Source organism: Vulcanisaeta sp. JCM 16161 (assembly GCF_001316285.1).
In genome coordinates this window covers 218,636-243,775 of record NZ_BBDO01000001.1, presented here as the reverse complement: position 1 = coordinate 243,775, position 25,140 = coordinate 218,636, and the positions used below count along the sequence as shown (strand labels likewise).

The 25,140-nt window shown below is 44.3% G+C and carries 31 protein-coding genes, 1 tRNA gene and 7 pseudogenes; 16 read left to right on the top strand and 23 right to left on the bottom strand.

Translation table 11 applies throughout. The annotated features are described in order from the left end of the window. Positions 1-50: 50 nt before the first annotated feature. Positions 51-969, bottom strand: a pseudogene (locus JCM16161_RS01450) (D-glycerate dehydrogenase). A gap of 211 nt (positions 970-1,180) precedes the next feature. Between JCM16161_RS01450 and JCM16161_RS01445 the strand changes: the two are divergent. After that, positions 1,181-1,435 carry an RNA repair domain-containing protein gene (locus JCM16161_RS01445; protein ID WP_243668452.1) on the top strand — a complete coding sequence of 85 codons (255 nt, stop codon included), beginning with the start codon at positions 1,181-1,183 and terminating at the stop codon, positions 1,433-1,435. A 10-nt stretch (positions 1,436-1,445) separates the two neighbouring features. On the opposite strand, the gene JCM16161_RS01440 is transcribed toward JCM16161_RS01445, so the two are convergent. Together JCM16161_RS01440 and JCM16161_RS01435 are read right to left on the bottom strand one after the other, a co-directional pair. Continuing rightward, positions 1,446-1,745: a hypothetical protein gene (locus tag JCM16161_RS01440; protein WP_054854767.1), complete on the bottom strand. Its 300-nt coding sequence runs from the start codon at positions 1,743-1,745 to the stop codon at positions 1,446-1,448. A 65-nt stretch (positions 1,746-1,810) separates the two neighbouring features. Beyond that, positions 1,811-2,281, bottom strand: coding sequence for an SAM-dependent methyltransferase (locus JCM16161_RS01435; RefSeq protein WP_054854766.1), 471 nt, complete (start codon positions 2,279-2,281; stop codon positions 1,811-1,813). Positions 2,282-2,335: 54 nt separating this feature from the next. Here JCM16161_RS01435 and JCM16161_RS01430 point away from each other — a divergent pair. Next, positions 2,336-3,581 (top strand): annotated as a pseudogene (locus JCM16161_RS01430) (NADP-dependent isocitrate dehydrogenase). Between the two features lie 56 nt (positions 3,582-3,637). On the opposite strand, the gene JCM16161_RS01425 reads toward JCM16161_RS01430, so the two are convergent. Then, positions 3,638-4,537, bottom strand: coding sequence for a carbon-nitrogen hydrolase family protein (locus JCM16161_RS01425; RefSeq protein ID WP_054854765.1), 900 nt, complete (start codon positions 4,535-4,537; stop codon positions 3,638-3,640). Between the two features lie 87 nt (positions 4,538-4,624). Between JCM16161_RS01425 and JCM16161_RS01420 the strand changes: the two are divergent. The 3 genes and pseudogenes from JCM16161_RS01420 (at position 4,625) to JCM16161_RS01410 (ending at position 6,375) form a co-directional block, all read left to right on the top strand. Continuing rightward, positions 4,625-5,491: pseudogene (locus tag JCM16161_RS01420) on the top strand (NAD+ synthase). Between the two features lie 36 nt (positions 5,492-5,527). Beyond that, complete coding sequence (locus tag JCM16161_RS01415; protein WP_054854764.1) at positions 5,528-6,043, top strand: hypothetical protein; 516 nt, start codon at positions 5,528-5,530, stop codon at positions 6,041-6,043. Beyond that, positions 6,043-6,375 carry a hypothetical protein gene (locus JCM16161_RS01410; protein WP_054854763.1) on the top strand — a complete coding sequence of 111 codons (333 nt, stop codon included), beginning with the start codon at positions 6,043-6,045 and terminating at the stop codon, positions 6,373-6,375. Before JCM16161_RS01415 ends, JCM16161_RS01410 begins: the two co-directional genes overlap by 1 nt. On the opposite strand, the gene JCM16161_RS01405 is transcribed toward JCM16161_RS01410, so the two are convergent. From JCM16161_RS01405 to JCM16161_RS01400, 3 genes and pseudogenes are all read right to left on the bottom strand, one after another. Then, complete coding sequence (locus JCM16161_RS01405; protein WP_243668450.1) at positions 6,365-7,129, bottom strand: radical SAM protein; 765 nt, start codon at positions 7,127-7,129, stop codon at positions 6,365-6,367. The two genes, JCM16161_RS01410 and JCM16161_RS01405, sit on opposite strands and share 11 nt — an antisense overlap. A 31-nt stretch (positions 7,130-7,160) precedes the next feature. Continuing rightward, complete coding sequence (locus JCM16161_RS13800; protein WP_243668448.1) at positions 7,161-7,334, bottom strand: hypothetical protein; 174 nt, start codon at positions 7,332-7,334, stop codon at positions 7,161-7,163. A gap of 56 nt (positions 7,335-7,390) precedes the next feature. Then, positions 7,391-8,499: pseudogene (locus JCM16161_RS01400) on the bottom strand (DNA topoisomerase IV subunit A). A 123-nt stretch (positions 8,500-8,622) separates the two neighbouring features. Between JCM16161_RS01400 and argF the strand changes: the two are divergent. The 6 genes from argF (at position 8,623) to JCM16161_RS13790 (ending at position 12,143) form a co-directional block, all read left to right on the top strand. Then, positions 8,623-9,519: an ornithine carbamoyltransferase gene (gene argF / locus JCM16161_RS01395; RefSeq protein ID WP_054854762.1), complete on the top strand. Its 897-nt coding sequence runs from the start codon at positions 8,623-8,625 to the stop codon at positions 9,517-9,519. A gap of 79 nt (positions 9,520-9,598) precedes the next feature. Next, a complete protein-coding gene (locus JCM16161_RS13795; RefSeq protein ID WP_243668446.1) occupies positions 9,599-10,228 on the top strand; it encodes a hypothetical protein in 630 nt (209 codons plus the stop codon). Between the two features lie 8 nt (positions 10,229-10,236). Continuing rightward, the gene (locus JCM16161_RS01390) at positions 10,237-11,523 is read left to right on the top strand and encodes a hypothetical protein (protein ID WP_243668444.1); all 1,287 of its coding nucleotides are present in this window, start codon (positions 10,237-10,239) and stop codon (positions 11,521-11,523) included. Between the two features lie 4 nt (positions 11,524-11,527). Beyond that, positions 11,528-11,815, top strand: a complete 288-nt coding sequence (locus JCM16161_RS01385; RefSeq protein ID WP_054854761.1) for a hypothetical protein — start codon at positions 11,528-11,530, stop codon at positions 11,813-11,815. Further along, positions 11,803-12,009, top strand: a complete 207-nt coding sequence (locus tag JCM16161_RS01380; protein ID WP_054854760.1) for a hypothetical protein — start codon at positions 11,803-11,805, stop codon at positions 12,007-12,009. The genes JCM16161_RS01385 and JCM16161_RS01380 overlap by 13 nt, the downstream gene beginning before the upstream one ends. Next, complete coding sequence (locus tag JCM16161_RS13790; protein ID WP_243668442.1) at positions 12,000-12,143, top strand: hypothetical protein; 144 nt, start codon at positions 12,000-12,002, stop codon at positions 12,141-12,143. Before JCM16161_RS01380 ends, JCM16161_RS13790 begins: the two co-directional genes overlap by 10 nt. Positions 12,144-12,167: 24 nt before the next feature. On the opposite strand, the gene JCM16161_RS13785 is transcribed toward JCM16161_RS13790, so the two are convergent. The 3 genes from JCM16161_RS13785 to JCM16161_RS01370 form a co-directional block, all read right to left on the bottom strand. After that, a complete protein-coding gene (locus tag JCM16161_RS13785; RefSeq protein WP_243668439.1) occupies positions 12,168-12,683 on the bottom strand; it encodes a hypothetical protein in 516 nt (171 codons plus the stop codon). Between the two features lie 65 nt (positions 12,684-12,748). Continuing rightward, positions 12,749-12,988 (bottom strand): hypothetical protein, encoded by a 240-nt coding sequence (locus JCM16161_RS13780; protein WP_243668437.1) that lies wholly within the window; start codon positions 12,986-12,988, stop codon positions 12,749-12,751. A 163-nt stretch (positions 12,989-13,151) separates the two neighbouring features. After that, positions 13,152-13,260: transfer RNA gene (locus JCM16161_RS01370), tRNA-Leu, on the bottom strand. Between the two features lie 142 nt (positions 13,261-13,402). Here JCM16161_RS01370 and JCM16161_RS01365 point away from each other — a divergent pair. Together JCM16161_RS01365 and JCM16161_RS01360 are read left to right on the top strand one after the other, a co-directional pair. Beyond that, the gene (locus tag JCM16161_RS01365; protein WP_054854759.1) at positions 13,403-13,786 is read left to right on the top strand and encodes a hypothetical protein; all 384 of its coding nucleotides are present in this window, start codon (positions 13,403-13,405) and stop codon (positions 13,784-13,786) included. A gap of 56 nt (positions 13,787-13,842) precedes the next feature. Further along, positions 13,843-14,577, top strand: a complete 735-nt coding sequence (locus tag JCM16161_RS01360; RefSeq protein ID WP_054854758.1) for a hypothetical protein — start codon at positions 13,843-13,845, stop codon at positions 14,575-14,577. A gap of 20 nt (positions 14,578-14,597) precedes the next feature. On the opposite strand, the gene JCM16161_RS01355 is transcribed toward JCM16161_RS01360, so the two are convergent. Continuing rightward, complete coding sequence (locus JCM16161_RS01355; protein ID WP_054854757.1) at positions 14,598-15,254, bottom strand: METTL5 family protein; 657 nt, start codon at positions 15,252-15,254, stop codon at positions 14,598-14,600. Positions 15,255-15,296: 42 nt separating this feature from the next. Beyond that, positions 15,297-16,286, bottom strand: coding sequence for a phosphate uptake regulator PhoU (locus tag JCM16161_RS01350; protein ID WP_054854756.1), 990 nt, complete (start codon positions 16,284-16,286; stop codon positions 15,297-15,299). A 174-nt stretch (positions 16,287-16,460) separates the two neighbouring features. Between JCM16161_RS01350 and JCM16161_RS01345 the strand changes: the two are divergent. Beyond that, a pseudogene (locus tag JCM16161_RS01345) lies at positions 16,461-16,930 on the top strand (pantetheine-phosphate adenylyltransferase). Here JCM16161_RS01345 and JCM16161_RS13775 read toward each other — a convergent pair. Continuing rightward, complete coding sequence (locus tag JCM16161_RS13775) at positions 16,919-17,614, bottom strand: hypothetical protein (RefSeq protein WP_243668435.1); 696 nt, start codon at positions 17,612-17,614, stop codon at positions 16,919-16,921. The pseudogene JCM16161_RS01345 and the gene JCM16161_RS13775 overlap by 12 nt on opposite strands. Next, complete coding sequence (locus JCM16161_RS13770) at positions 17,557-18,429, bottom strand: M28 family peptidase (RefSeq protein WP_243668433.1); 873 nt, start codon at positions 18,427-18,429, stop codon at positions 17,557-17,559. The genes JCM16161_RS13775 and JCM16161_RS13770 overlap by 58 nt, the downstream gene beginning before the upstream one ends. Before the next feature lie 76 nt (positions 18,430-18,505). On the opposite strand from JCM16161_RS13770, the gene JCM16161_RS13765 reads away from it, so the two are divergent. Continuing rightward, positions 18,506-18,661: a hypothetical protein gene (locus JCM16161_RS13765; protein ID WP_243668431.1), complete on the top strand. Its 156-nt coding sequence runs from the start codon at positions 18,506-18,508 to the stop codon at positions 18,659-18,661. Here the strand turns inward: JCM16161_RS13765 and JCM16161_RS01335 are convergent. From JCM16161_RS01335 to JCM16161_RS01330, 4 genes and pseudogenes are all read right to left on the bottom strand, one after another. Continuing rightward, complete coding sequence (locus JCM16161_RS01335) at positions 18,650-18,862, bottom strand: hypothetical protein (protein ID WP_243668429.1); 213 nt, start codon at positions 18,860-18,862, stop codon at positions 18,650-18,652. The genes JCM16161_RS13765 and JCM16161_RS01335 overlap by 12 nt on opposite strands. A gap of 28 nt (positions 18,863-18,890) precedes the next feature. Further along, positions 18,891-19,076 carry a hypothetical protein gene (locus JCM16161_RS13760; protein ID WP_243668428.1) on the bottom strand — a complete coding sequence of 62 codons (186 nt, stop codon included), beginning with the start codon at positions 19,074-19,076 and terminating at the stop codon, positions 18,891-18,893. Between the two features lie 78 nt (positions 19,077-19,154). Then, a complete protein-coding gene (locus JCM16161_RS13755) occupies positions 19,155-19,307 on the bottom strand; it encodes a hypothetical protein (RefSeq protein WP_243668425.1) in 153 nt (50 codons plus the stop codon). A 54-nt stretch (positions 19,308-19,361) separates the two neighbouring features. Beyond that, positions 19,362-20,576 (bottom strand): annotated as a pseudogene (locus JCM16161_RS01330) (acyl-CoA/acyl-ACP dehydrogenase). A gap of 192 nt (positions 20,577-20,768) precedes the next feature. Between JCM16161_RS01330 and JCM16161_RS01325 the strand changes: the two are divergent. Further along, positions 20,769-21,859 (top strand): annotated as a pseudogene (locus tag JCM16161_RS01325) (DUF763 domain-containing protein). Position 21,860: 1 nt separating this feature from the next. On the opposite strand, the gene JCM16161_RS01320 reads toward JCM16161_RS01325, so the two are convergent. The 5 genes from JCM16161_RS01320 to JCM16161_RS01305 all read right to left on the bottom strand — a co-directional run bounded on the left by JCM16161_RS01320 (position 21,861) and on the right by JCM16161_RS01305 (position 24,945). Further along, complete coding sequence (locus JCM16161_RS01320; RefSeq protein WP_054854755.1) at positions 21,861-22,307, bottom strand: hypothetical protein; 447 nt, start codon at positions 22,305-22,307, stop codon at positions 21,861-21,863. 37 nt (positions 22,308-22,344) lie between these two features. Beyond that, entirely contained in the window at positions 22,345-22,551 is a 207-nt protein-coding gene (locus tag JCM16161_RS01315) for a hypothetical protein (RefSeq protein WP_054854754.1), read from the bottom strand. A gap of 128 nt (positions 22,552-22,679) precedes the next feature. Continuing rightward, positions 22,680-23,444, bottom strand: coding sequence for a glycogen/starch/alpha-glucan phosphorylase (locus tag JCM16161_RS13750; RefSeq protein WP_243668424.1), 765 nt, complete (start codon positions 23,442-23,444; stop codon positions 22,680-22,682). Between the two features lie 2 nt (positions 23,445-23,446). Beyond that, positions 23,447-24,139 carry a hypothetical protein gene (locus JCM16161_RS13745; RefSeq protein WP_243668422.1) on the bottom strand — a complete coding sequence of 231 codons (693 nt, stop codon included), beginning with the start codon at positions 24,137-24,139 and terminating at the stop codon, positions 23,447-23,449. 44 nt (positions 24,140-24,183) lie between these two features. Continuing rightward, the gene (locus JCM16161_RS01305) at positions 24,184-24,945 is read right to left on the bottom strand and encodes an adenosylcobinamide-GDP ribazoletransferase (RefSeq protein WP_054854753.1); all 762 of its coding nucleotides are present in this window, start codon (positions 24,943-24,945) and stop codon (positions 24,184-24,186) included. Positions 24,946-25,140: the final 195 nt, after the last annotated feature.

Sequence of the window (25,140 nt, the reverse complement as noted above, 5' to 3'; positions counted from 1 at the left end):
TTATACCTCTAATTATTTATACCCAATTAATAAATGCTATTCGCCATAGATCATATTAAGGCCTGTAGCGGCCTAATTGAAAGGACCTCAGGATTAGCCAGATACAACGGTCTCTTACCCATTAATATGTTTATTAAGTTCCTAACGGCGACCTCCGCCATCCTCTCCCTAGTCTCGTATGTAGCAGAGCCTATATGTGGAGTTAGTACGACGTTGTCGAACTTCGTTAATTCATGAGTGCTGGGCAATGGCTCCTCCTCATACACGTCCAACGCCGCGCCCGCTATCCAGCCCTCCTTAAGTGCCTTTACCAACGCATTGGTATCCACAATATCACCCCTAGCCACGTTTATTAGGTACGCGGTCTTTTTTCATAAGCCTCAACCGCTCCTCATTAATTAGATGCCTAGTCTCAGGGGTTGCGGCTACCGTTATTACGACAAAGTCAGACTCAGTGAGTACAGACTCCAGTGGCCTATACTCAATTCCAAGGGCAAACTCTATGTGGGGCTTCCTAGTCCTTGACCAATAAATCACCTTCATATCAAAGGCCTTAGCCCTCCTTGCCAACGCTGTACCTATGTTACCCAGGCCTATTATTCCCAGGGTGGCGCCATGAACCTCACTACCGAGAAGCCAACCCCACTTATCGTATATACCACCCATCCTGATGAGCTTATCGCCAAGCACTATCTTACGGGCAATGGCTATTAATAAGCCCATGGCTAAGTCAGCCACAGCCTCAACAAGAACCTCAGGCGTGTGGGTTACGTAGATACCCTTCTCGGTGGCTGCCTTAACGTCTATGTGATCAACACCAACACTATACGTACTAATTATGAATAACCTATCAGCCTCGTTTATGAGCGACTTATCAATAATGTCGCCTAGAGTTACGATAGCCCCCGTGCAGTTCTTAAATACGTCAATCCAAACCTCCCTCGGCGGTGATGCCTGTCTACCCCACATGGGCCCCGTCTCCTTCCACATCCTGATCTCCACGGGCAACTTATTGAGTTCTGAGTATATTATGGAGGGCAGGTTGCTCCTGCTCACGAATATGCACGGTCCAACCATCGCAATGCAGATAGGTAACTTATTAATTAATTTTTTTAGTAGGTTAGTAGTACCATCATAGTGTCAGTATTAAATAATTGGCTGTGATGAGATTGTGAGATTAATGGTGACTATTAGGGACATACTGAATAAGCTTAAGTGGACGAATCAAATCAATGATTATGTCCTCGTGTTCGTATCAAGGGGATCACCAAATAATGAGGAGGTTATTGACTTGTCAAGGGTTGTCTCGATAAGTAGGGATGGGTTTACGTACATCAGTAGTAACGGTAGGGAGACGTACATACCATACCATAGGGTTGTGGAGATTAGGCATAAGGATGGTACAGTGATATTTCGGAGGAATGTACCGCATTAACCATATCCATTTAGGAAGACTTCCTAATGATTTTATTAATAAATGCTACATGTCTACGCACCAATTCCTCGCTGGCGCCTAGGACGTTAACTAGGTAATCCTCCTCCACAGGATTTAACTGGCCTGGTATGACTATCGTATGCGGTGTATCGCCCATGTCAGGCACATCGTCTATAGTTGATACCCTAATGCTTTGATTACCCCAACCAATCCTGGCGGTGTATATGACCATTAACTCACTGCTTATGATGCCTAGCCTACCAACGCTCTCCATCCTCTTAAGGAGCTCCACAGCCTCATTCACATTCATGAAGTCGCCATTATCCCTAATATCAAGGAGTAGTATTGTATGTAGTCCACGACTAAGATTATCGCTTAGTACCTCATAGGCCTCATGCTTAGTATGCCCATTCTTGGGTATGTTATGGTTGCCACGGGACCTAGCTTATATGGAGATAGGCCAAGTTGACTAAGTACTGCGCAGACTATACTCACGGAGTTAATAATCCTAACATTAAAGCCCCGTCTCCTGGCAATAACGGCTATGGCTGCATGTGTCGTGGCTATCATCGGATCCCCAATAACGAGAAGGGCGACGTTACGTCCACCCTCTAACTTCCTCATTATCACCTCGCCATTTCTATCCTCCAAATCATTCCTTGAAACCTGAATAAGGTCTCCTCTAACGCTCTTTAGGTAATCCATGAACTCTGTAGGTCCCTTCGACGTATACGTCTCCAGAAACACCGCATCTACTGAACGTATGACCCTCAGCGCCTCTGCCGTAATATTGCTAGGGCTTAGTCCAAGACCGACTATATATAACGTAGGTGTCTCCTGACCCACATTATTTTTCCGATTATTGAAAAATTTAAAAACGTAGTAATTACGTAGATATAGATGTCCTCGAGGGTGAAAATACCGGAGGATGGCGAACCAATAATTGTTCAGGGTGGTGTATGGAATGTACCCAATAAACCGATAATACTCTACATTGAGGGTGATGGTATAGGTCCTGAGATAACGAATGTGGCCATTAAGGTAATTAATAAGGCCGTTGAGAAGGCCTACGGAAGTTCAAGGGAGATCAAGTGGGTCAAGGTTTACGCAGGTGAGGAGGCTGAGAAGGTTTATGGTAATAGATTCCCTGAGGAGACGATAAACCTAATCAGTAAGTATAGGGTTGTCCTGAAGGGCCCGTTGGAGACGCCCGTCGGCGGTGGTTGGAGGTCGATAAACGTAGCCATTAGGATGCTCCTGGACGCCTATGCCAATGTTAGACCCGTTAAGTACATGCCAGGTCTTGAATCACCACTTAAGCACCCGAGAGGGTTGACATGGTGATCATTAGGGAGAATACGGACGACCTGTACAGAGGCATTGAGTGGAGCTGGGACAGCCCAGAGGCAGCCAAGTTGAGGAAGTTCCTTAAGGAGGAGTTGAAAGTGGACCTTGAGGACGATACCGGGATAGGCATTAAACCAATTAGTAAGTATAAGACACAGAGGGTCGCAAGATTCGCCTTCAAGTTTGCGATTGAGAATAAGAGGAGGTCAGTAACGATTATGCACAAGGGCAACATAATGAAGTATACAGAGGGCGCCTTCAGGGAGTGGGCCTATGAGGTTGCACTTAAGGAGTTCAGGGAGTACATAGTCACGGAGGAGGAGGTGAATAAGCTATATGGCGGTAAGGTACCGCCAGGCAAGATACTCGTTAATGATAGGATCGCCGACAACATGTTCCAGCAGATAATTACAAGGCCCGAGAACTACGATGTAATACTCGCGCCTAACCTAAATGGCGATTACATAAGTGATGCCGCTGGAGCCTAATAGGCGATATTGGAGTGCTCGGCGGCGCAAATGTTGGTGATACCGGTGGCATGTTTGAGGCTGTGCATGGCACAGCGCCTAAGTACGCAGGTAAGAATGTGGCTAACCCAACGGGCATAATTAGGGCTGGTGAGTTAATGCTTAGGTTCATGGGTTGGAGGGAGGCTGCTGACCTAATTGATAGGGCGATAACCGAGGCCATCAACCAAAAGAAGGTTACGCAGGACCTGGCTAGGTATATGGGTGTTCAGCCACTTGGCACTAAGGAGTTTGGTGATGCGTTAGTAGAGATAATTGATCAACTGAAATAAATTAATTAACGGAACAAATCAGTTCAAATTCAATTTAACATTAGTTCAACACAGAATCATTGATTATCTGTGATCGCCAATTGCTGGATTTCCTTCTCCTTAAGCTTGATGATTGGTGGCTTTGGATTTAGGTATTCATTAAGTGCCTTCACCACGAGATCGACATCACTCGGGTCAAGGTCCTTAAGTATTGGTCTATGGCTTCTATAGTTAACGATATCGCTCGGATCTATCTCAACAGTCTTCACATCCTCCTCATAGTACTTAGCCTTAACAAGTACGTTACCCAAAGGATTAACTACATGACTACCTCCAAAGAACCCAAGCCCATCGTATTGCCCCACGGTATTTACATAGACGGTATACGCCACATTCTCAAGGGCCCTTGCTACCATGAAGGTCTCGAAATGAAGCCTTGACATGTCGGGTGCGGCGCTTATGTATACATGCACCTCGGCGCCCTTCAGCATCATAGTCCTCGAAACCTCTGGGTAAAAGGCGTCATAGCATATCGCAATGCCCACCTTATGACCATTAATGTTGATTACTGGTATATCGCCCTTACCAATACCGAAGTACCTATACTCATCGAACACGCCATAAGAGGGTAAATGCCTTTTTCTATAAACAGCCAATACGCCATCAGGTCCCACGGCAACCGCCGTGTTGTAAAGTACGTGGGTATCCTCATTCCTTTCCGCAAATCCGACAATCACGTGGCAATTCCTCCTCCTGGCCTCCATGGCTAGTTTACTAATGGTCTTACCATTTATTGGCTCTGCGATTTGGAAAAACATGTCCCTTGACATGTAACCCGGTAGGTAAAGCTCCGGGGTTACCACTAGGTCGGCTCCATCACCCACACAAAGGTTTTCCATGGCCTTAATCAACCTATTTAGGTTGAACTCCACATCGCCCAGCTTGCTGCTGTACTGTAGTAGGTGTATCCTAAGCATTAATTATTGGTGTATGTAGGGGAATTAAAATACAGACCCCATTTTGCAAATGAGTAAGCAATAAAAGTCGTTAATTACTAATCACATGTGCCTAAGATAACCCTTGAGAACTTAATACGCATTGACTATGAATATATAACCCAGAGAATCACAGATTTCATTAGGTCATACGTCAAAGACGCGGGGGCAACCGGCGCAGTTATTGGACTTAGTGGTGGTGTTGACTCCAGCGTTACGGCATACCTACTCGTTAAGGCATTGGGTAGGGATAACGTTATTGGGTTAATATTGCCGTATAAAACCACGCCCCCTGAGGACATTAGGGATGCCAAGTACGTCGCAGAGACCCTTGGGATTAAGTATTACTACATAGACATTGGCGGGATTAGGAATGCCTTTGCTGAGTCGATACCTGTGTTTGACGAGAGTGATAAGATCGCGACTGGTAACCTCCTCCCTAGAATCAGGATGACACTGCTTTACTACTTCGCCAATAGGTTCAACAAGGTGGTGGCGGGTACTGGGGATAAGAGTGAGTTATTGATTGGGTATTTCACGAAGTATGGCGATGGTGGTGTCGACATACTACCAATAGGTGACCTATATAAGACGCAGGTTAGGTATTTGGGTAAGTACCTGGCTTGCCCGATAACATAGCCTTTAAGCCCTCGAGCCCGAGGCTTTGGGAGGGGCAAACAGCGAGGTGAACTTGGCGTTAAGTACGAGGATGTTGACGTGATCCTACACGCACTTGTGGATTATAGGATGAGTGTCGAGCAGGCGGCTGAGGCGACGGGTAAACCCATTGAGCTTGTGCAGACCGTGTGGCGTAGGGTGTTGAATACCGAGCATAAGAGGAAACCACCAATAGTGCCTAGGGTGTCCATGAGGACCCTGGGTATTGATTGGAGAATGCCCGTGAACAAGACTGGCGTGAGTGAGTTCATGGAATAACCCTTAAATCCTCTGGTGATCTAAATACTCAAAACAATGAGTAGACCTCTCTGGCACGTTGTTGAGGACCCGGTATACATAATTAACATATATGCAGGTATTATCATAACGCTTATGCTCATAGGCGCCGTGGTCATTTATGTAATAACACAGTCGATAATCGATGCCGTGCTCACGTCATTACCGCCAATTTTCATAGCACTAATAATGATTATGGTCAAGAGGGTTATTAAGAAAAACGAGGTCATAATGTATAGCGACAGGTTTGTGGCGTTAAGGGGTTCCGAGAGAATTGAATTACCAATATATGAAATAACCCGGGTTAGGATAAGGCCTGTGATTAATACCGTTAGGGTAATCAACATGAGACTAATTCCAATACCCTCAATACCGAGACTTAGTACTTGGTCTGTCACCTTCATCTCCGGTGATAAGGAAATCGTTAAGGTGTGGATTAATGAGAATGAACTCGATAGATTAAGGGCAGTAATTAGGAAGTTATGCAATGAGAGGTTAATATGTATAAGCATTGAAAACGCGGTACCTATCTAATGATAAGAACGATAAAGGCAGGACCCGTTGATCAAGTACACCTTGAAGCCTCCTTCACGGCGATATGCCCGGTAGACCATAGTATTGATAATTACATAGTTGAGATAGACTATAAACCAACATGCGGTAATGATGGTTGTATCTATATAGAATTGAACAGCCTCAGGGAGTACCTAGACGGGTTTAGGGATAGGATTATTTACCATGAAGACCTAATCAATGAGTTAATAAGCAGGTTTATGGAAGCTCTAAACCCGGTTGAGATAACAGTAACGCTCATAAGTAATTACAGGGGTATTAAATACGTGATAAAGCGTGGCATTAATAAATGAGACTGCCAACACGCACCCTAATCCTTATCCTACTTAAATCACCCGATGCGCCCTCTACGAAGTTGGGCTTCCTTAATGAATTTGCGTATATCATAGCCTTCATCAGGCCCTCCCTATCCCTAGCCCTTATGTATGGCCATAGGTCAACCACAGGTTCCTTATATAGGCAGGTCTTTAACCTACCATCACTTGTTAACCTCATCGTGGTGCACCCCGCGCAGAATGTTGGGTTGTTATAATTCTTCACTATCTCCACCTTGACTCCATCGACTTCGTAAATAGGCCTATTGTGGAGGTCCTTTCTAGTCCCCAATAGCTTGCCATGCTTATTTAACCAACTTATTATATCGCTTAAATCATCGTAGTACCTGGCAAACACTGGGAAGCCGTCGCCCATCGGCATTAACTCTATTAATTGAAGCACAAAGCCATACTTAGCGGCGAACCTAATCATCATTGGTATCTCATCAGTATTTAACCCCCTTAGGACAACCACATTAAGCTTAATCTGCTTAAAGCCCAATCTGCTCACGTAATCGATATTCTCAAGGACCTTATCCAGGGCGTCAACCCCCGTTATGAATCTGTACTTCCTACGATCTAGCGAGTGAAGTGATATGTTTAATCTACGTAATCCATGCATAAGCAAATCCTCGGCATATAAATCAAGTAGGTAACCATTGGTTGTTAGCGATAGGTCCTTGGGACCAACCCTATTAACCTCATCGACCACCTTAACTATGTCCTTACGCAATAAGGGTTCACCACCTGTTATCTTGAAGTCATCAACCGAGTTCCTTAGCTACGGAAGCCACGAAACCTATATCCTCGGCACTTAATTCCCTACTCAGGAACTTTCCCTGACCCTCGAAATGACAGAAAATGCATCTATAGTTACATACACTATTCACCACAATCCTAAGCTTTAGCCAGGGCCTTCCGTAATTATCAATTAGCATTATAGTGACGTAGTCTAATTGCGCATTTAAAATGATTATTCCTGGATTAAACAGGCTTAATCAATGAATTTATTACCATGGATCTTATCAATTAGGTAATCATGGAGGAACTTTAGGCCGTGGGTCGATAAGGCCTCGATTTCGACTTTCTTCTTAGCCCTTAGGAATAGCTCAATTTCCTTCTTCCAATGATCGCTCTGGAACCAGGGATACCTAAGTAATTCCTGGGCCCTCTTTAGATCTCTATCCGTAGCCTTTATCACGTACTCATCACTAATCTTGTAGGCGCGTATATCCGTTGCCGTCACACCCACGAACTTAGCCTCTGGGGTTGCTAACCTATCGCTCTCGTAACTCAGCTTTATCGACCCACTCTTATACACACTGTATATGTACCACCCGTATGGATCGCCATCGGTTAGTACATAGACAGGTAATCCATACTCCTCATTAAGCCTTCTAACGAACCTCCTCGTGGCTCTATCGGGCATTCCCTTAGCGTGATTAATAAACAACTCTCCTTATTCCAAAAGCCCTCCCTATTGAGTCTCTGGAATATTGCATCCTTCTCAATAACGAGTACGTAATTAGCCTCAACCTTGACGATATCAAGGTCGTCAGGATTTGGCGGAAGACTTAACGCAGTATCGCCGAGTTTCGTCGCATCTATCTCAAAGCCCTTAGACCTAACGATTATTGGGCCCACCACCTTACCCTTAACATCGGCTGAAAGCCCCATCTCCTCCCTAAGTATTCCCGTGGCCACCTCGATGTCCTCAATAACCGCGTTAGATTCAGATTGCTCATCCCACGTATTCTCCCTAATGACCTTATTGACTATGTCTACCTTGAACTCCATGGTGTGCTTACCATTGTAGTAAAGATCCCTTATTGTTGGGTAAACACCCTCCCTAATTGCCTGAACTATCAACCTAAGCATTAGCATTGTCTGCATAAACCTCTTGGACTCCTTAAGGTCAAGAAACCTCCTCCTCAACTTCTCAGGTCCGAGGATAAGCATCTTTTTCTTCGGATCCCAAATAGTGTTGCTTAGGGTCCTTGATGGTATTTCCAGGACTGGCTCCTCATTATTAATTATCATATTCGTTACAGAATTTCCCCAATCCTCAAGAACCTTAAGCACTTCATTCCTATTCCTAGCCACGGCTCATGAAAGTGCGCTCACTATAAAAACTTAACGCCGTGAGGTCATGCTTTAATACTCTAATCCTATGGTTAATTACGTGACTAACGTAAAGGCACTCAGGGTAGGGACTTCATAACGCTCATGGACTACACAACGGATGAAATAAAGTACCTACTGAGCCTATCCAGGGACCTTAAATCCCGGTACTACCAGGGTGAGCGGTACAGCGATATATTGAGGGGTAAGACCTTGCTCATGATATTTGAGAAGCCCAGTACGAGGACTAGGGTAAGCCTTGACGTGGCGGCTACACAATTAGGAATGCATGTGATTTACTCAAACCCGCAGGAGCTTCAGTTAGGCCGTGGCGAGACCATTGCTGACACGGCTAGGGTTGTGGATAGGTTCGTGGATGCCATCGCGGCTAGGGTGTATAGGCATGAGTCATTGATTGAAATGGCTAAGTACGCAGTAGTACCTGTAATAAATGCCCTGAGTGATAAGGAGCACCCACTGCAGGTATTGGCTGATGCATTAACTTTATGGGAGGTGAGAGGCAGACTCGATGGTATTAAGTTGGCGTTTGTCGGTGATGGTGATAACAACATGGCACACTCACTAATGATAATAGGGGCTAAGCTCGGTTGGGAGGTCAGGATAATATCGCCGAAGAAGTACTGGCCAAGCAAGTTCGCTGAATCACTTACTGAGGATGCGAGGAGGACAGGCGCTAACATAGTAATTAGTGACAATATTGAGGATGTGAGGGGTGTGGATGCCGTGTATACCGATGTATGGGTTAGCATGGGCATGGAGGCCGAGGCCGAGGAGAGGAAGAAAATATTCAGGCCTTACCAAGTCAATGCCGAGGTTATGAGGAGGGCGGGTCCCCAGGCCGTGTTCATGCACTGCCTACCTGCTCATAGGGGTGAGGAGGTTACGGATGACGTCATTGATGGACCACAAAGTATTGTTTGGGACCAGGCAGAAAATAGGTTACATACCGCTAAGGCGGTGTTAATATCGTTATTGGCGTGACGCGGCAATAGTCCCTCATTTAAATTAAACCCTGTGGAGTGTGTAAGCTTTATTAATTAAGGAGTCGCCGTCACCTTGTATGGCGAGACACAATAAGTTACTAATCACAGCAGTATTAATTGCATTGGTCCTAGCACTGGGTGTATTTACATTTGCATTAGCGGATGAGTGGCAACAAGTAATAATATATACTAGGTCAATAACAATACATGCGCTGGCCGTCTCATCAAATAATAGTGGTGCGGTAATTAACATAACAATAACGGCGATGAGGCCAGGCTCAGGCTACGTATACGTTGCATCAAGCCCACTACCAACCGCTGAAAGTGGTACGTTTCTCTCATCATCTCAGATAGCCGCATTGGTCGCTACGTACCTAGCCAATCAACCATTCAATGAGTATAATTTCCTAATAAACGTTGAACCAACAACCCTTGAGATAGGTGGACCATCGGCGAGTGGTTATATGACTGTTGCGATGTGGGCATTGATAACAAATCACACGTTAAACCCCGATGTTGCAATGACAGGTATGATATTACCGGACGGCTCGATAGGACCTGTCGGCGGTTTACCTGCTAAGATTAAGGCAGCCGCTGAGGAGGGCTATGAAGTCGTGTTAATACCATATGGCCAACAAATATATCAGACCAGTAGTGGTCAGGTAATCAACTTAATAAGTTATGGGAGGAGCTCGGTGTTGATGTAATACCCGTAATGGATGTTAGGCAGGCCATTTACTACTTCACCGGTGTGAACCTATCAATACCGACAATATCAGCGCAGGCGCTTAAGAACCAGGCCTATATTAATGTCACAAGGTTCCTATGGATGAGGATATATAATAGGTTAGTAAGCACCGGCGCAATAAATTCCACAGACCCCAACGTATCTAAATACGTTGATGAGGCAATAAACTACGCTAACCAGGGTATGTATTACACAGCCGCAAGCCTTGGATTCCAGGGACTAATTAATTATTACCAGGACGAGTTGCAGAATTACACGGTACCACAATTAGAGGACCTACTCAATCAACTAAATAGTGAGTTGCAGCGCTATGAGAATGCGCTGCAGCATTATAACGTAACAACCGCCAACATAGATATAATAATCGGTATTTACGATAGAGTCTTTGATGCTCAACAATCATTAAGTGCGGCGTCGCAGGACCTCGAGAGTAACGACATTAGCGACGCAATTAGTAATCTAGCCTATGCAAAGGCTAGGATAGAGACCCTTGGCGATTGGTTGGCCGTGTTAAATGCCATAAAGGGTGGCGCGCCAATATCTAAGGAATACCTCGAGGAATTAACGAGTATGTACCTAGTATATGCGCAGTCAATAACTGAGTATACACTCTCCCTATCAAATGCGGTGGGTGTATCAAGCATGCTCCAAGGCATGAGCTCAGTAACGCAGGAGGTTCAGGAGGCCCAGAATAACTACCAGAACGGGCTTTATCCGCTGGCGCTCGCGCAGAGTCTCGATGTAATATCAAGTAATGATGCAATGCTACACCTATTATTTACGCCAATAATAAATGGCCAAGTAAGCACTCAATACCTAGTTAACATCACGAATTACGTGAGAAGGTTAGCCGTGTTTAATACGTACGAGGCGGAGAACAGGTGTAACCTATTCCCAATGCTTGCAATCTCGTACATAGACTTCGGCAACTACTACCTGGCTAGATATAAATCAACGGGTAACATAAATGACCTAGCAGCCGCACTTCAACTCTACGAATTAGCAGCTTCATACTCGCAGGCCCTTTATGAACTGGCCTCGTCAACAAACTCGTGCAGTGCGGCATTTACGATATCAAGTATAGTACCGATAAATGTAAATAATACTGCCAATGCATCACTAAACATGGCATTTAATCAACCAATGAGTTATAACGCGGTGCCCCTGGCCGTGGGTATTGCATTGATCGCGCTTGCCGCTGGTATTGCCGTATTCTCAATAAAAAGCCTAAAAACAACCTCGCCTAAACCCTGATTAAATGAATATAATAGCAATATTGGTGATGGATTTCTTCATAAGCTTCATAGGCAATGCATTGCCATTCTTCGGCGAAGCCTACACTGTGTATGCATCATTAACATTGCTAGGTGTCAAATCATCAACGCCATACGTAGTCCTGGCGATTATCGTAACGGCAATTGGCGCCTCAATATCTAAGAACGTATCCTACGCCCTAGGTTATGTATTGAGAAGACCCCTCAAGAAGACCAGCGCCGTGAAACTAATAATGCTATTATCCGATAAGGCACCACTATGGCGCTGGTAATAATTCTAGCGGCACTGCCTGGGTTGCCCCTTGACGATTACCTATACATAGGTACGGGGGCAGCGTCAATAAATCCCCTAAAGCTAAATGCCTACATACTTGTTGGTAAGTTGATAAAGGCTCCATCGAAATACCCATCGAACTCCTCCTATTCTCATCATTATATGGAATCCTCAAACCAAGCATGGACATAACGATGTTCCAAGTATTCATGGCCGTGATATTCACCGTACTCGCCTTCATTATATTCAGGATTAATTGGATAAGAATCTATGTAAGGCTTCAGGAGAGGATTGATTTATTGCCAAAAATAAATGATGAATTTTAATAATTAATTTTAAAAGGAAATATATTATGTCTGAACAATTCTCTTAGCGAGCGCGTAGATTAGTGGTATTACTATTATGCCGAAGGCTATTGCCAAGCCCCACGACATGGCATATATTATCTGCGTTATATTGGCGAAGGGTTGCACGATTATCGCTACCGTGACTAATATAAATATTGCGTAGAGTATTAATCTTGCATATCCAAGTACTGCCTTCATCTCTGGGTGCTCCTTACTGATGTCGTTAATTGCCTTATTAACAATGCTGAAGCTGAACAGTAGTATTATCGATGCTATTATTATGTCGTAGAATAAGTATGGACTTATGTTAGGTATCCAGTAGAAAATAGCTAGGTTTGCCGCTATCGTTATTATCACCGCGTAAAGACCAAACCTGAGCACATTAATTATCGTTGCGAGCAATTCATCAGTGACACCAATCTTTTTCTGCATGTAGTCAACCAATAAGTCAACGAGTAATAAGCCTAGAGTCAGTAGTATAATGGCGCCGGCTAATGATGGTAGGTACTTGGCGATCATTGCAACCCAGACCGTGGCGGGTCCAAGGCTAAGTACGGAGAAGGCTATGGCAAGTGCTATAAGAATTATGAAGGCTTCAACGGCACCAGCAATAATACCGACAATCTCGGGCTTAAACCAGCCTGCTTAACCAACGCAGGTAGGAGCCTCTTGATGACCCTAGCAACAATAACGGCTATTGCATAGCCTATCAACGCTATTATTATGAAGAGTATTATGGATGGTATAGCAAGTATTAACTCACTCAACATACTTGACAAAGCGCTGGATATTGAAGTAGTTGCCTGAAGCATAAGACCTGACATCGCACATCATTCTTTGAGAACTTTTTTTTAAGCATTACATTATAAATCGAAGTTGAAATATTATTAAAAACCATATTCCTTAGGTAAAAATCAAAAGAAAAATAACAGCCACAATCGATGTAATAATACACTGTAATAACAATGATGATATTAATTCAATTCCTGGTGCGGGGGGTGGGATTCGAACCCACGCAGGCCTTCGCCAACGGGATTCTCACGTGCGAAAAGCACATCTGAGCCCGTCCCCTTTGACCTGGCTCGGGCACCCCCGCAGGAGTAGTGTATCTTGTTGATTTTTAAGCTTTTATTCGTTAATGATTCATCTATTTTACATGGCCTGGTTTATTAGTGCTTTCTACCCTGGCTTTGAAAGTAATTTATTAGTTAAATAGATAAAATAAGTATTGAGAACACATGGCTAGAGTTTCAGAGGAAATTGAGATATATTGGGGTAAGTGTAGGCGAGGTAAGAGGTGTTTGTTAAGAGAACGTGTAACTGATGAGAACATTAGGCATGAAGTTATTGAAATATTGAATGAAGTACTTAGACGATTGATTTACCAAAGAATTTGGGATATCTGGTGGATCGATAATACTTACATAAAAACTATAGAGACTACCAATGAGGAATTAAAACAACTCGAAGGTAAATATCCTAAAGAATTGATTGAGATAGTTAGGAGAATTCTCAACGTACTATTAAATCATATAAGTAAGGGATTAAAGGTATATTGGGCCACCGTCGGTAAAGAAGTTAGGGAATTAATTGAGGATTTAGAAAACGGCAAGGTGAAGTAATAATAAGTAATGGAAAGAACACATTATCGACATATATCTATAAAGAGCATATAGAGTTGAAGGCCAATAAAATTGGTGAGAAAAATAAAATTATAGTACAGTTAGTACTTAAAGGATTAAGAGGCTTCAGGGAAGTTATACCTGACGTATTTAGAGAATTTATAAATGAAGAAGAATATAAGGTGCTTAGAGAAGATGTCTTAGAACCATTAAGGCTGGGGTTTTCAATAACTGATGAGGGTATTCACAATGGTAAACCGAGCATGAGCACGTCACGTATTTGGCAGTTAGTGCTTTGGTGTTTATTATATCCTGGTGAACATTATTTACGTATTGATGCCATTAATATTAATAAGGGTAACGTGACAATTATGTGGCACTTAATAGCCCTTGAATACTCTTCAAATAAAAACGTGATTTTTGATATGGTTAAGAAATTGAGTAAAACACAATTTCTGAGGTTCATACTTACCGTGCTTCTCGGTGATGGTGATGTTACGTTTGAAAGACGTAATGTTTATGTCAGGCCTATAGTTAGGTTGTCGGTTGGTATTAATGAGTTTAAGGAGTGGAGTGACGTGCTCAATAGACTGAAGAACCTCGAAATAAACTGGAAACAGACTAATGCGAAAGGAGAAATACAAATACAAATAAGAGGCAAAAATGCCATTAAATTGGCGAGAATCATTATTAATGCTATACCATCTTTAATGATTGTATTATTTGACGTTCTTGAAGTATTAGGCTTCGATAAATGGAATAGGTTAAAGAGCGTTGCCGGGATGAGGTAAGGTAGCGGGTTATGATGAATTTACTTTTTTTTGTTATTTTTCCGGCATTCTATTCGTGCGAGGAATGCCTCGGTTTTATAGATTCTTCTTCTGTGGTGTTTATATGTTAGTGGTATTGTTATTGTTACCTTGTCTAGCACGTTCATTACGCATCCCCAGGAGTTAACCTTGTTGCTTACGTAGTCTAGGGTGCTCAGTTTGTGTATTGTATACACTACGTTGCTATGGCTTATTGCTGTGGCTAGGAACTTAATGTCGAGACCCCTCTCTGACTGTATTCCGAAGGGTGGGTTTTGAAAGGTGACGTTGAACCTGCCCGTGACACTTATATTCCTGGCATCACTCACGATAAAATCAACATTATCTAATTTGTACATAGCCGCCGATTCCACGGCTATGCTTATGGCCTCAGGATCTATATCGACGCATATTACCTGCTTAGCGCCCATTAGCGCCGCGGCTATTGCAAACCTGCCGGTGCCACAGCCAAGATCGAGCACCCTGGCATTCATTAGGTAATTCCTCATGTACGCATCCCACACGGCCACGGCAACTATGTTTGCATCAGTTATGTACTGCTCAAGGTATATTTTCGGCGATTTATAACCCGGTATGCCCTGAATGAGTAGCTCTAGGTCTCGAAGCCTACGTATGTCAGCACCTCTGACCATCCTCATTAATCAGCTACCGACGTGCTCATCATGAAACCCTATAAAACTTCACTCCTCACTATTTAATTCCTCACCCGTGATGACCCTGGCGGGCTTCGCAATACTCCTAACATGTCTACTAAAGGCTGCCTCAGCAATGTCTGCCGCCAGCGCAACTATTAACTGCCCTTCATGTATCGAAGCCGTTAATAACCCACTCAGCCCCGTACACCCCATGTTGGCTAGTTCTAGCATGTTATTTAGCATGCGCTCCCTATCAAGTAATACCTTCAATGCATTATTAATGTTGTTGTCTAAGTATGAGTACACGGCCCTCATTATGTAGGTCCAAACATCCTTAAGCTTCTCGCTAATCTCACGCCTGCACTGAGTTGCTTGTACCCTCATGAAGGCGTTGGATAGCCTATCCAGGGCATCCGCCGCGTGTTCCAGGTTCTTAACAACTATTGTATCGTCAATAGCCCTCTTCGGGTCCCTGAAGGACAATTTCTTAATGGTCCTTAATGCGAGGAAGTATAGCTTGTCCATCTGATCGTCAAGATCGAGAACCTCCCTTAACAAATCCTCCTTATTTGATTCCAGGTAATCAATGAATTTACTAAACATGGAGTTCAGGATATTAGCCATACTATTAATCACCTCATTAAGGTCAACGTTTGTCTCACTAGTCGCTACCTTAATTAATACGCTACCATCACCCTCAAGCATGAGCGAACCAGGCAGTTTCTTTTCAACGCTTAAGAAGGCCTTCCTAATAACGTCCTTCTGCCCAATAACCTCCACATTGTCATAACCCTCAATGTAGCTGGCAATGATTACCCTAGTCGTCTCATCAATTGAACCACCAAGCGATATACTGACCTCATTCGTCTCACCACCCACCTGCGTTATTGGCTTAACAACTATTACCTTACCCACGAGGCTTATCTCAACAACATCGCCAACACCGACGCTAAGTACATCAAGCCACCGCTTGGGTAGTGTAATCCCAATGCTCTTCTCGCCAATCCTAATAACCCTCCTGTAGATTGACGACACGTATATAGGGTATAACTGGGTATAAAAACCTAAGTCTCAAGTATTATTTTTCTACCCCATATATATCAATGCCCACTAAATATATAGCCGATAACTAACCAAGCAATAAGACCTAAAATCGGGGAGGTATAAGTTCAAGATTTATTAAGTGCTAATGCACTCATTACTTGAAACATGCAGGGACTTAAATTCAGGAAGGTTGCTGTTGGTGGAACGTTCGATACGCTTCATACTGGGCATACAGCATTATTATTTACGGCGCTTAATTATGGACGTAAGGTGCTCGTTGGCGTAACAAGTGATGAGTTCGCCCAGGCATATAAGGCGTATAAGGTAAAGCGTTAAAGATCAGGTTCCTTAACCTAAAGAGCTTGATTAAGGAGCTTGGTGGTAATGACCGTGACGTAATAATCGACGTTATTAATGACCCCTATGGCCCAACAATCGTCGACCCAACAATCGACGCCATAGTGGTTAGCCTGGAGACTCTGCCGAGGGCAATCGAAATCAACAATCTTAGGAGGGAGAGGGGGTTACGTCCACTGTACATTATTGCCGTGCCGATAATTAAGGATGGGTTTGGCAATAAGATATCTAGTACGTTAATAAGGGATAGGACGGGCACTAGGGAGTTAAACGGCTAGGTTTATGCTCATGTCCTCAGCCAATGACTCTATCACCTGAGATATGTATTGGCTTAACTGCCTCACATTCCTTATGGTGCTTGTGTCCATTATGACCTTTCCAGTACCCATTTCCTCAACCCTGAGCGGTACCTGGCTTAGGTCATTTATGTTTATGAACCTCCTCACGTAGGATAATATCGAGTTTGTGTATATCGTCTTCACGGAACCATCACGCCTATACTCAACCAGGTACTTAGACAGCAAGTACTTAACCAGCCTATATGTCTCCCAATCCTCCCTGAGCTCTATGCCGAGGCCCACACTTATTATATCCCTGTTCAACACTGATATGTATGGGGATGGAGTTAAATCATTAGTTAATAAGTAGTTAAGCAGTTGGCTTGCTACCCTGAGGGCGGAGTCAATGTCCTGCTGATTAGTCTTATCCTCAATATCCTTATCTGTGTGGTACACATCCCAGTAATTATCAAGGCTTGATAGCGTCATTGATGGTATACCATTCATTTCAAAATTGAGGGAATCAAAGTAGGGCTTAGGTAATTCCCACTGGGTACTCACTATTTGGCTTAGTTGCAATGATAGGTCCTCACTCGTATGTATTACGTACTGCCTACCAACAACGTCTAGGTTAAGCACGGCGTAAATGCTATTAAGTAGGTTCCTCCTTTCGAGGTACTCCACGTACCTGGTTGATCCATAAGCCAGTAAAGACTTGCAAATCCAGGATTACCAGCCTCCTTGGCGGTAAACGAGATGAAGGACAAGCCCCTCTTCATTGATGACCTCTCCCTAACCGCATCAAGCAGGATCGAGGCCCCTAAACCAACGCCTAAGCAATTATCTGCATATCCAGTTAACCAGTGATCATGGTGAACGGCCAGAATCACCGATTCCTCCTTATTACCCTCAAGATTAACGATGAGATTATAGCCCGTCCCTAACCTAGTCTCTACGTCACTCACGAACTCCACCTCCTCACCAACATGCCGGCTCAATTCATCACCGACCTCCTTAGACACAGTGAGCGCGGGCATCACGGGCGGCGGTGCTCTATCCCAGGAGTAGTCAGGCGTTGCCGTCACCACGATCCTCCTAACAACGCCCGGGTACCTATCCCTAAAAATGACGGCAAGGGCGCCCTTCTCCATCGCCCTAATGTATACGTACTTGGCATCGTCCATGTCCTCGGGAAAGTCCGTAAGCAATACCTTACCCTCTGAATCATTAATATCCATGGTGAGCCTACCCCTATCAGAACCTCCTAAGGTTAATGGCATGCTTAATGCCCTAAACTCGTTATTGCCATACACAATCCTCGAAAACCTATCCCTCCAGACAAGGACGCTGACAGGTTGTAATTCATATGAAAACAGTGGATTATCTATTTGGTTTAATAGCCACTCTATGAAATCGTACTCAGCGACGGAACCACCCATTAAGTCTACGTATGAAGAGCACCTCTTAGCGATGTCAAGCGCCGCTGTTAATTCAGGCACGGGTAATTAAATGTGGAGATAAATATAAGTATAGCGTAGCAGAGTAAAGATGCGTATGAACTACCTAGGAAAAATCATGGCAATTTACAAACGTGCAGTATCAACAATACTCTTGCTCATACTAATTACCATAATAATCATTAAGGGCCGTAACTTCAGGATAGGCGAGATCCACAGGAAATCCGCGAAATTTATTGAGACCGCCGTGAGAGATAGGAAATTACTTCATTGAGGAGCTCGATACGTATTCATAGTCCCTCCTACGCCTGGCCTTGGCGAACCTCTGCTTCAGGTTGGGGTATTCCCTAAGGACCTCCCTGGCTATTATCCTCAGTAGCGTCATCCCCTCACTATTTAATACACCATCTGAGTAATAGATTGAGTATGGATTCATCAACTCCTCAATATACCTAATTACAGCCTTACTCACCATTTTTAACCCTAGGTAATTGCAGGCCTTATTATGGCTTCCACGTGATGGCAAGTATTGAGCCTATGAGGAGTAGTATGAAGCCTATGAAGAAGCCATTTGCTACGAATAAACCTATTATCGCCAGTATAAGGAGTACGATGCCCGTGCTATGCACGGCATTAACATCACTTAACCTGCCCAACCTCACGGAGAAATATAGAGCTAATACACTCACTATAAGCCTATTACGCCCACAATCAAAAGGAGGATTGGGGCTAATGGCATCACCGCCATCATCGGGTAATAACCAAATCTACGAAACGCAAAAAAGGTGTGGAAACGTCATGAGTATTCCAGCACCAACTAGGACTATTATTGAGCTTATTAGCATTAATATACTACCTATTAGCGATAGTATGTATGCGGTGTGCGGAGTCGTACTCTGCATTCCTGGTTGTTGGCCCATACTGACAAAAAGCCACGTGTTATTCTTTAAAAATTATTCTCACACCTATTTAGACTACTCTACCTCCCTTCCTATTAGGTTTCTTGCCACTATTAGTCTCATTATGTTTTGCGTTCCCTCGGCACCAACGTAATAACTCAATGCTCCCAGGAATGCCCTGGCTATTGGGGTCTCCTTGAAGTAGCTAACGCCGCCAAACCACTTCATGACCTCCAAACCGGCGTCTATTGCCAACTCCACGGCGAGCATCTTAGCCATGGCCCCCGCATTCGCAACATCGAGTATGGAAACCGATGAATCACCCTATAGAACTTGTCCGCCAGCCAGGCAGCCCTGTATACCATGAGCCTGGCAGCCTCAAGTCTCGTGCTTAATTCGGCGTACTTGAAGCTTATTGATTGGTAGGAGGATATTGGCTTGCCAAAGACAACCCTACTCCTTATCCACTCCCTGCCCTGCTCAAGCATCCAACGGGTAGTCCCTAGAGCCGCTGCACCAATGAGGGTTCTCGCAACGTCGAACCCCTCCATGCTATCTTAAACCCATTATTTACCTCACCAAGCACGAAGTCCGGATCCACGGGGGCGCCATTAAGCCTTAGGTAACCAGTTGGTATTCCTCTCCTACCCCATTCCTCGTAATCCCTAGTCTCAAAGCCGGTGTTGATTACCCCATTCCTCTTAACCATGAGGAGCATCGTCGTTATAGCCCTATGCTTAGCCTCAATTGAGCCCGTCCTCGTTATTGTTACGAAACCACCACCGTAGGGTAACCTGAGGGCTATCGAGACGCCGGTCACCATGTTCTTCTCACCCGTTAGTAGCCACTTACCATTGACAAGCTTCGCCTCAGTCCTCTCGCCCGCCACATCACTACCGCCCTGGGGCTCCGTCGACGCTATGCCAATCCAGGCCTCACCCTTGGTTAACCTAGGCAGAACCTCCTCCTTAACACTATCCTTCGCATAACGCTGAACTATGAAGGCCAGGCAGTCTCCAGTAGGAAGTAAACGGGTACGGCGAGGCTTGGGTCTGCGTATGCCAATTCCTCGGCGGCTATTGCCGCCATTAGGAACGTGCCCTCCGAACCCCCGTACTTAGAACTTAAGGTTAAGCCGATTAAGCCGTGCTCAGCAAGCCGAGGTATTAAGTCAAGGAGTGAGTACTTACCCTCATCAAGGTCTACCCAGTGGGGTTTTATGTAACGCTCACCAAACTCCCTAACTGAATCCCTAAACAGGGCCTCCTCCCTACTAAGGTCGAAATCCATCGATTAATTAGAATATGAGGCGCATAAAAGTATAACCTTATGGTCATTATATTAATGAAGGTCTATAATGAGGATGCACTGAGAACGAAAGAACTATATATTAGTCATTAAGGATATTATGACGTGAGTGTTTCAGGATTTGCGGATTTACCGCTTCACACGGGCCATGTACCGCCATGGCTCTACAGTAGGATGGTTAAGCTTAGCGGTCTTATTATTGAGTTACTAGTTGATGAGCATGGTATTAAGGGCACCATTAGGTTATTCTCAAATCCATTGTTTTTCCAAGCGTTCAATAACATAATTGGCATGGATTGGGACTCCTCAGGGAGCACCACGATAACCACGGCAGCGCTTAAGGAGGCCTTATCAAAGAAGGACGTTGGTATTAAGGTTGTTGGTGGTAAGGGTGTTTATGCAATTAATACACCCGTGGAAATCGAGGAGTTGGGTAGGGTTTGGGATATCGATGTTGAGAAGCTTAAGCTTATGTCAAGGCTTTCGGCGAAGATTGATAATACGGCTCTGCAGGATGGTTATAGGCTTTATCACCATGCAATGATGGTTGGTTCTGATGGCACCTGGGCGATAATTCAACAGGGCATGAATGAGAGGATTAGGTATGCGAGGAGGTACCACATTTGGATGGAGAATGACCTACTGAATGAGCCCCACACAGGCATTGTGGGTGTTAAGGGTGATTACGCACTCAACATGGTTAGTAGGTTAAGTGGTGATGCTAGGAATACAATACTAGACCTTGTACATCAAGACGCTAATAAGGTGATTAGGGATTGGGCATTGGTTAAGGCTATGATGAGGGTGATTCCACAATACTTACGTACCTGGGTAAGGAAGCACCTAAGTACTACAATCCATACATAAGCGGTGCCTTCAGACCATACACAGCATCAATAAATGAGGACGCGATTAAGAGGGCGAGGGATGCCAATGATTTCAGGGACCTACTACTGGTTAGGGGCTTTGGGCCTAGTACGATGCTAGCCCTCGCATTAATAGCCGAGCTAATCTACAGGAGCCCGGTTGATTGGGAGGACCCGGCAAACATTGACCCGAGGAGGTATGCCTTTGCGCTTGGCGGTAAGGATGGGTCACCATACCCAGTCAATAGGGAGGTTTACGACACCGTTATTGACATAGTGCAGGCAATAGTAGATGCTGCAAAGAGGGATAGGGGATTGACCGTGTACCTAAGGCATCTAGCTAAGGTGGTTAGGCAATTGAACTTACCCACGGACCTGGTGAGGCCGACGCCGCCATGAATCAAGAACGGGCCATCAACACTTGGGTTAATTCATCCGTAGTCACCTCATTAACTGTAATACCCATATTAATGAGACTATTTATGACTGCATTCACGTCCGTATCTGGATGCATAATAATTGATAGTCTCGACAGTGCTTGATCATATAGTACATTAACAACGCCGTCAATAGACCTACCCATAACCGACTCAAGTTCCTCAGGATTTATCCTGCCCCTAATGCTTACATTCATGATAACCTTCCTAAGTATTAGGCCAACACCAAGTGAGAGGATTGACTGTGCTATGTCACTGAAATTGACATTATTAGTGTCGTAGGTTATCACGAGCTCATCATCGAAGAACTTCATGAGAAGTATCCCACTGAGCACCGACAATGCCTTTATCACTAAATCAAGGCATTCCCGACAGTTAGATTGAACCCTAACAACCCTGGTAACCTCCACGGTGCAGCTATGCGGCCAGTAGAAATAATGTTATTCCCTAAATGCTAATTAAATAATTCATATGCCTAGTCTCGATTAACGCCTCGTTGATTAGGTGATGCTTCATGAACCTAATAGACCTATACTTATTACCGCACACTGGGCACCTCCTTGACCTCGGAATCCTATTACATTCACTACTCAAGTGCATGTACAGCTCGGTTAATGTGTCGAAGGACCTACCACAGAGTTTACATGTTGGCATTGACGATCAAGGTTACCGGGGAATTAAAAAGCTTTAACCTCATCCCCTAACGAGGTCTGGGTAATACTCACGGAGAACCCTCTTAATGTCGACCCTAGGTGCAAAACTGAATATTGCGCTTAGGCTTATCAGGTAAAAGCGCTCCTTATCTGAGTTATATAGTCATATACCTGGGAGAACTTCGCCTTAAACTCCGTATATTCCCTCTCGTCTATTTCCTTACCCCTTGGATCATTTACAAAGTCTATTAACTCCCTAATATCACTGCCAAACAACCAACCGTTCACGCCATCAGTTATTAACTCGACGGCAGCGCCATCCCTCGACGCTATGCTTGGTACACCATTTATTGCTGCCTTCATGAAGCTGGTACCGCTGGCTTCCCAGCCAGGGAATGGTGTAAATAATAAGACGTCAATTCCCTTGAGTATTGTCTTTGCCTTATTAACGTCGTAGTCATGTACGTAAACAACATTCCTATACTTCCTGTGCAACTCCCTGAATTTCTTCATGTATATCAAGCCATCCTTATCCATGGGGTGCGACTTACCACCTAGTATGAAAATCACATCGTTAAATTCACCCTCCTCTATCAACCTGGCCACAAAATGAGGCCTCTTGTATAGTGTCATTCTCCTGACCCAAGCTGCGACGAAGGACCCATCGTTTAACTCGACAGGTTTATACGACCTAATCAGGCCCTGCAATTCCTTCTTTAATCGAGACTTGATAAGGGTGAGGCTCTCCCTCGTTAGTGAACCCTTCTCGTAGAGCATCCTTATTTCCGGGTCCATCCATCTATTTAGGTCGACGCCATTTGTTATGAACCTAGCCTTACTAATGAATTGTGGTATTACCCTCCTCATTATGTCGTAGTGCTTTGATGAAACCATTATCACCTCCCAGCCATTGCAGCCCCAATGCTCGTTAGGACCACGGGATCCTCAATAAACCTATAGCCAGTCTCCTCCTCAAACAGTTTATTCGGGAATGATGGGTGGCCCCAGGGACCCGGCGTGTGTATGATAAGCCTATACCTGCCAGGTATCCTGAGTGTTATTGGTACCATGGCCGCGTAAGCCTCCTGAAGGTCTATATACCTAACATTCTCAAGCCCCACATTCCTCCTAATGAATTCTACGGCACCCCTCGCAAGGAAAATGTACTTCAGGAACTTCTCCTCAACACTACCCTCTATGTATATTCTATCCGTCAGCTTCAGAGCCCACTCGGGGCTCCTGGGCTCTAGGAATATTGCATGCGCTAAACCTAGGCGATACTCCCATGCATTAACCTCCACATTCTCATTCCTTAATTTAATCATGAAGGTGTCTGCGAGCCTAAGTGATTCAAGGAAGGACTTAGGCTGCGGCTGTGGCTTTGGTATTGGGTTGTCGTCCTCATCAAAGTCGTAATCAACATAGCCATTCCTATATAGTAGGGTTATTACGTAGTAGTTAAGCCCGAGCGCCGCCGCACCATAGAACTTATCACCCTCAAGAACCCCAAGCCCACCAGCGTACGTGTACCCCATGTCTAATGCCAGATCCGGCGTTATACTTATTATAACGTCTAAGTCACTGCTCATACAAATGATGCGATTAAGGTGGTGTATTAAAGCAATACTAAGTGCTAAATAGAAATAGATAATGATAGTAATACCAGGGTTATAACCCTCGAAACCTCAAGTATGAAACCATAAAGATCACCGACTGCACCCCCAAGGCTTCTCTGTAATGCCATGAATAATAACATGCTGAGTGCCATGGATGTTAAAGCGATGAATACACCGATCAATCCCAGCAATAAGTAGGTAATTACCAGACCAATAATTAATGCGGCAAGGATTAAGCGCACCTTCTCCTTGCTATACATTGTTAATTGCCAACCTAATCCTCTATGGCCAGGTTCCTTACCAACCACGCCGCAAAGACAGCACGAGGACTTGGACACAATCTCAGCCATTAATAATGACTGCCATAGCACCCTCATTAAGTTAGGTAATGATGAAACTGCCAGAATCACCAATAGCGTAACCATGGCTATCGATGCCGAGCCTCTATGCGGATCCTTAAGCACCCTAACCCTATCCTCAATCGACCCTCTAACCATTAATGCATCAATAACGTCTGCAAAGCCATCAATGTGATTAAGCCCCGTTAAAATAAGTAGGAGTAGGTACGTGATTGAGGAAGTCAATAAGTCGTTATGTACGAAGAGACTTAGGTAATAACCAAAAAGGCCGGGTAATAACCCAGTTATTACTGGCACTATTATTATTGCAAGCCAGGCGTTTTTCAATGCCCTTGAAACATCGTGAGGACCGCCAATGGGTATTACCGTGAAGAACGTTATCACAGACCTTAAATCATCGATGAAGTCCCTAACCCGCATTTTAAAGTCACCGATATATCGTGAAATTAATCTCCTTAGGTATGTTCAGTAAGGCCTGCGTTATTATCATTAAATCAAACCTCTCGAGCCTCATCATCAATGAATCATTATTTATCCTCCTAATTAAGTTTATTTGTTCAATTTCCTTTACTTTAATTAACACCAAGAACAAAGATTTTTATTTATATACCACTG